This is a genomic window from Rhodococcus sp. C3V (assembly GCF_029269915.1).
In the GTDB taxonomy this organism is placed as follows: Bacteria; Actinomycetota; Actinomycetes; order Mycobacteriales; family Mycobacteriaceae; genus Rhodococcus_F; species Rhodococcus_F qingshengii.
This window is the reverse complement of record NZ_JARJBE010000074.1, coordinates 1-580: the sequence shown is the minus strand read 5'-3', so window position 1 is coordinate 580 and position 580 is coordinate 1. Positions and strand designations below refer to the sequence as shown.

The following is a 580-nucleotide window of genomic DNA, read 5'->3' as shown; positions in this document are numbered from 1 at the left end:
GCGCTCGGTGCACCGGTGGTGTCACCGACGGTGCTCATCTCGCGGGACACGAAGTCTTCGAGGTCGAACAGGTTGGCGCCTGCGCGGTCCGCGATGGTGAGAAGTGTTGTCATGCTTGCAACTTCCTCGACCTGCTCCTTGAGGAACCACTGCATGAACTGCTCGCCGAGGTAGTCGCCTTCTTCGCGGGCAGTGCTCGCGAGCTGGACGATTTGCTCGGTGACCGTCTTCTCCTGCGTCAGCGCGAGAGCGATGGGCTCGCGGGCATCCTTGAAGTCGGCCTTCGCGGCGTCGACGCCGGTGAGTTCGACATTGATGTCGCGATCGAGGAAATACTGAACGATCATCATGGCGTGGTTACGCTCTTCCACAGCCTGCTTGTAGAAGTGCTTTGCCAGCTGTGGCAGATCCGCATTGTCGAAGTAAACCGCTGTCGCGATGTACTGATGCGAAGCGTTGAACTCGTTGCGAATCTGGTCTCGGAGTAGTGCGTGGAATTTGGTCATGTGAGTCTCCCCAGAAGTCATGAATTCCAAGATAGTGCAGGTCAGAGGCCCTGTCATCCCAGTATGACCTTATT

At 57.4% G+C, this 580-nt stretch carries 1 protein-coding gene; it reads right to left on the bottom strand.

From position 1 onward, the window contains the following. A partial coding sequence (locus P3G66_RS31855; RefSeq protein ID WP_276117890.1) for a ferritin occupies nucleotides 1–527 on the bottom strand: 527 nt, incomplete at its 3' end. Nucleotides 528–580 lie beyond the last annotated feature (53 nt).